General features: G+C 61.8%; 5 protein-coding genes. 2 read left to right on the forward strand and 3 right to left on the reverse strand.

Annotation, left to right across the window (positions count from 1 at the left end; all coding sequences use genetic code 11):
* From Q7O19_RS13115 to Q7O19_RS13125, 3 genes are all read right to left on the reverse strand, one after another.
* The coding region (locus Q7O19_RS13115) for a YncE family protein (RefSeq protein WP_303810937.1) at positions 1-734 on the reverse strand (734 nt) is incomplete at its 3' end.
* Positions 735-839: 105 nt separating this feature from the next.
* The gene (gene lldD / locus Q7O19_RS13120) at positions 840-1,991 is read right to left on the reverse strand and encodes an FMN-dependent L-lactate dehydrogenase LldD (RefSeq protein WP_303810938.1); all 1,152 of its coding nucleotides are present in this window, start codon (positions 1,989-1,991) and stop codon (positions 840-842) included.
* Positions 1,988-2,776 carry an IclR family transcriptional regulator gene (locus Q7O19_RS13125; RefSeq protein WP_303810939.1) on the reverse strand — a complete coding sequence of 263 codons (789 nt, stop codon included), beginning with the start codon at positions 2,774-2,776 and terminating at the stop codon, positions 1,988-1,990. Before Q7O19_RS13125 ends, lldD begins: the two co-directional genes overlap by 4 nt.
* A 151-nt stretch (positions 2,777-2,927) precedes the next feature.
* Between Q7O19_RS13125 and Q7O19_RS13130 the strand changes: the two genes are divergently transcribed.
* Positions 2,928-3,791 (forward strand): fumarylacetoacetate hydrolase family protein, encoded by an 864-nt coding sequence (locus tag Q7O19_RS13130; protein WP_303810940.1) that lies wholly within the window; start codon positions 2,928-2,930, stop codon positions 3,789-3,791.
* Positions 3,788-4,178 (forward strand): SDR family NAD(P)-dependent oxidoreductase (locus tag Q7O19_RS13135; RefSeq protein ID WP_303810941.1); only part of this gene is annotated, 391 nt, incomplete at its 3' end. The genes Q7O19_RS13130 and Q7O19_RS13135, both read left to right, overlap by 4 nt.

Raw genomic sequence — 4,178 nt, forward strand, 5'->3', positions numbered from 1 at the left:
TCCACATCGCCCACGGTGATCGTGTTGCCATTTGGCGCCATGAACACCGTCTTGCCGTCCGCACTCAGCGCCATATTGTGCGCGAACATGCTGGCTGGGGCTTCGATCTTACCCTTCAACATGCCGGTCTTGGCATCGATAACCATCCAAAAATCCTTCAGGTCCGAGCCGACAATCAAAGTCAGCCCGTCCGGCGTCACCTGTCCGCGCTCGCAGCAGGTGCCGGGCGTATAGGTGTTCTCCCAAACCTTCTTGTCGGTCGCCAGATCAAAGGCAGCCAACCGCCCGCGCGTCGAAAGATAGATCATGTTGGTTGCCGGGCTCGCCGATACGCCGGCCACTTCCTCGGGTGTAATACTCGCCGGCACATCCCAAGTCGGGATCCGCTTGACGAAGGAATAATTCTTCTCGGCATCGAGCACGATGATGCCGATGCCGTTGGTGCTGCCAGGATATTGGCCGCCGGCATGGCCGCCCGGTGTCGTGCTGTAGACAAGCCGCCGGTCGCGCCGGCCAAAGCCACTGTTGGGCCCGGCCAATCGGCCGTCGGAATGGCCTGCCGGACGATAGGGCCGTTCAAGCGTGTTCTTTGTCAGGTCGCGCGCGATGCACTGGCGCGCAGTATCGAGCACCCCGTTACAGGGTTTGCCGTCTGGAGTGGTGGTATAGGATGTTGGCGTGGCAGGCGTTTCTGCCGACGACTGCGCATGAACCGCGCCGCCGGTCGCAAGCATGGTCGTTGCCGCCAAGGCAACCCAGACCCGGTATCCCATCATCATCACTCCCCAAGATGCCAATTATTTTTATGAGATGACATCCCATTATGTGAAATGTCAATCCTATTTTTGGACAGAGCCGTGGCGGTCAATAATGTGGGGGCCGACGGCATCGATGGTAGTGCAGCCAGTGAGCGCCATGGCGACACGCATTTCAGCTTCGATAATGGACAGGAGTTGGGAAACGCCGGCCCCGCCGCGCGCGCCGAGCGCATAGGCCCACGCACGGCCGAGCATGACACCATGCGCACCAAGCGCGAGCATTCGGACGACATCGAGCCCGGAGCGGATGCCGCCATCGGCAAGGATTGTCATGCGATCTTTGCAGCGCGCTGCGATATCGGGGAGCGCTCGCGCGGAGGAGACGACGCCGTCGAGTTGGCGGCCGCCATGGTTAGATACGATGAGCCCGTCTGCGCCGAGCGCTATGGCTTCGGCAGCGTCATCGGGATCGAGGATGCCTTTGATGATGAGCTTGCCGTCCCAATGTTCGCGGATCCAGCCAAGTTCTTTCCATGTGACGGAGGGGTCAAAATTCTTCGAGAGCCAGCCGATGAAATCGTTGAGGCCGCTTTTGGCGCCTAAAACTGAAGAGATGTTACCGAGAGAGTGCGGGCGGCCGAGCAGGCCAACATCCATGGCCCAGCGCGGGTGCATGAGGGCTTGGGCGAACCGGCGCAGCGGGGCATTGGGGCCCGAGAGACCCGAATGCGGATCGCGGTAGCGTGCGCCGGGGACGGGCATATCGACCGTGAACACCAGAGCGCAGCATTGAAGCGCACGGGCGCGCGCTAGAAGTTCAATCATGAAGCCACGATCCCGGATAACATAGAGCTGAAACCATGGTGGAACGACTGAGCTGGCTGCAACTTCTTCCAGGCTGCAGACAGAGACGGTGGAGAGACATAGTGGGATGCCGGCAGCGGTGGCGGCGCGCATGGCCTGCACTTCGCCACGGCGCGCATACATGCCGCTCAGCCCGACGGGGCCAAGGGCCACCGGCATGCGGCAGGACTGGCCGAACAGCGTGGCGCTGGTATCAATCTGCGAAACATCGGTAAGGACGCGCTGGCGAAGCGCGATCGCAGCAAGATCATCGACATTGCGGCGGCTGGTGACTTCGGCATAGGCGGCGCCGTCGATGTAATCGAACAGAAATCGGGGCAGGCGCTGCTTCGCTGCGGCACGGAAATCGCTGGCGGAAGCGATGATCATTGTTTGCGCTGACCTGGCCAGCCAAGCTCACGGCTGATCGCATTGGCTGTGCCGATGACAGTTTCCATGAGTTGGGTCATGCGCGCCTCGCTCATATATTGGGCGACGCTGGAGACACTGATGGCAGCGACGATGGCCCCTGTTTCATCGCGTATGGGAGCACCGATGCAGCGGACCCGGTCTTCATTTTCCTCTAGATCAAACGAATAGCCGCCGGCGGAATAGCCCCGCATCTCGTTCCGCCAGTCGACGAAGCCGGGATCATCGGGCAGGCAAGGGCCACGCTCCTTCTGGAAGCGCTCGAGCCATTCCATTTCGCTTTGATCGAGCAGCAGGGACTTGCCTAGGCCTGTGGAGCACAGCGGATGGCGCTCACCGACGCGGGAGCCGATCTCGATGCGGCGGGCGCCTGAGAGCTTGTCAAGATAGAGCGCCATGTCGTCGTATAGGACACCCAGATGTACGGCGTCGCCGGTGGTTTCACACAGGGTTTCGAGGAATGGCCGGGCGACGCGCGGCAGACTGATCTGCCGGCGGGCGGCATGGCCGAGCTCGAGAAGCTTGGCGCCGAGCATATAGCCCTCCCCGCTCACCAGCTTCATGTAGCCGCGATCGACCAAGGCTGAAGCGAGGCGGTGGACGGTGCTTCGGTTTATGGCGAGCTGCTTTGACAAGTCCGATAGCGAAGCCGGACTGACCACAACCGCTTCCAGCAGATCGAGACCGCGCAACAGGGTCTGGCTGCCAGCGGCGGCTGCCTTGGCTGAAGCGGTCTTTTCAGACACTTCTGCGGGCTTCGTTTCGGACGGGGTTGATTTCAATCTATCCATAATATAAACACCTATCTCATTTATCGGGACAGTAACAAGTGGTTTCAGGACCAACGGGGGAGGGCGGCATGGGCATTCGTTATCAATGCGGTGACGAGACGCGGCGATGAAGCTGGTGCGTTTTGGGCCGGTTGGCAAGGAGCGGCCGGGGATATTTGAGGGTGAAGGGCAGATCCGGGATCTGTCCGGTGTGGTCACGGATATCGGGCCTGAGGTGCTCTCTCCCGCCGGGCTGGCGAGGTTGGCGGCGCTTGATCTGGCGGGGTTGCCGGTGGTGACGGAGCCGGTGCGCTATGGACCGCCGGTGGCGGTGGTGCCTAAGTTCATCGCCATCGGGCTGAACTATTCAGATCATGCGGCGGAATCGGGCATGGCCGCACCGGAAGAGCCGGTGATCTTCATGAAGGCGACGAGCTGCATCCAAGGGCCGGATGACGACGTGGTGTTGCCGCCAGGATCGGTGAAATCTGATTGGGAGGTGGAGCTTGGTGTCGTGATCGGCAGTCGCGCCAGCCATGTCGCGCTTGTCGACGCGCTGGCCCATGTGGCGGGCTATTGCACGGTCAATGATCTGAGCGAGCGGGAATATCAACTGGAGCGCGGCGGCACCTGGGATAAGGGCAAGGGCTGCGACACGTTTGGGCCAGTGGGGCCATGGCTGGTGACAGCCGACGAGGTGGGCGATCCCCAGTCTTTGAACATGTGGCTCGATGTCAACGGCGTGCGCCGGCAGACCGGCAATACCCGCACGATGATCTTCGCTGTGGCCAAGATCGTCAGTTATGTCAGCCGCTTCATGACGCTGATGCCAGGTGACATCATCACCACCGGCACGCCGCCTGGTGTGGGACTGGGGATGAAGCCGCCGCTGTATCTGAAGCCCGGCGATACCATGCGCTTGGGGATCGAAAAACTGGGCGAGCAGCAGCAGCGCGTTTTTGCTTTCCCTCCAGCACAGGAGCTGAGCTGACCATGGATGCAGAGCGTTTTGCCGGACGCACGGCCATCATCACCGGAGGCGCTTCGGGGCTGGGCCGGGCGACGGCCCTGCGGATTGTGGCCGAGGGCGGCCGGGTCGCACTTTGGGACCGCAACAAGGAGATGTTGCGCGAGGCCCAGGCCGAAATTGGTGCCAGCCATGTCGTGGCGCTGGACGTGTCGGACGCCACTGCAGTGGCCGAAGCGGCGCTATCGAGCGGGGCGGCGCTGGGCCGGGTGGATATCTTGGTGAACAGTGCCGGAATTACCGGAGCGAGCGTGCCGGTGGTGGACTTTCCGCTGGAGGATTGGCGCCGGGTCATCGAGATCAATCTGAACGGGGTGTTTTACTGTTGCCGGCAAGTGGTGCCGCTGATGG

It is taken from the genome of Sandarakinorhabdus limnophila DSM 17366 (genome assembly GCF_945882885.1).
Taxonomy (GTDB): domain Bacteria; phylum Pseudomonadota; class Alphaproteobacteria; order Sphingomonadales; family Sphingomonadaceae; genus Sandarakinorhabdus; species Sandarakinorhabdus limnophila_A.